This is a genomic window from uncultured Pseudoteredinibacter sp., from assembly GCF_947502065.1.
Taxonomy (GTDB): Bacteria; Pseudomonadota; Gammaproteobacteria; order Pseudomonadales; family Cellvibrionaceae; genus Pseudoteredinibacter.
In genome coordinates this window covers 1-427 of sequence record NZ_CANMYE010000032.1, presented here as the reverse complement: position 1 = coordinate 427, position 427 = coordinate 1, and the positions used below count along the sequence as shown (strand labels likewise).

The window sequence follows — 427 nt, the reverse complement described above, 5'->3', positions numbered from 1 at the left end:
TGGTTGAGAAGCTTCCGTCCGCATCTTTTAAGGTGTAGCTAAACGTGTCTGTTGCCGTTGCACCTTCAGCAAGAGCGACCGCACCTGCGCCAGGAGTGTAAGTGTAAGAACCATCAGCTTGAAGGGTTAATGAACCGAGCGAACCTGCAATAGCCGTATTAACACCGCCGGAGATATCACCGGTTTGTATTCCAGCAACTACGCCAGTAATGGCTGCTGCATCGGCGCCATCTACATCCGCACCACCAACATCGGTTCTAACATTACCGGTTGCGTTGGTAACAGCGTCAGTTGAATCGGTATCAGCATTCGCAACCGGAGCCGTGTCAGTAATTAAAATATCTAAAGTACCGTTAGCTGTCGTACCATCGCTATCAGTTACGACGACCGCCAAGCTATCAACAACTTCGCCACCACTGTGATCTTT

Annotated in this window: 1 protein-coding gene; it reads right to left on the bottom strand. The window is 49.9% G+C overall.

All coding sequences use genetic code 11. The features are described 5' to 3' along the window. Positions 1-427, bottom strand: a 427-nt coding sequence (locus tag Q1A41_RS20235; RefSeq protein ID WP_299982965.1) for an Ig-like domain-containing protein, incomplete at both ends; no start/stop codon positions are given.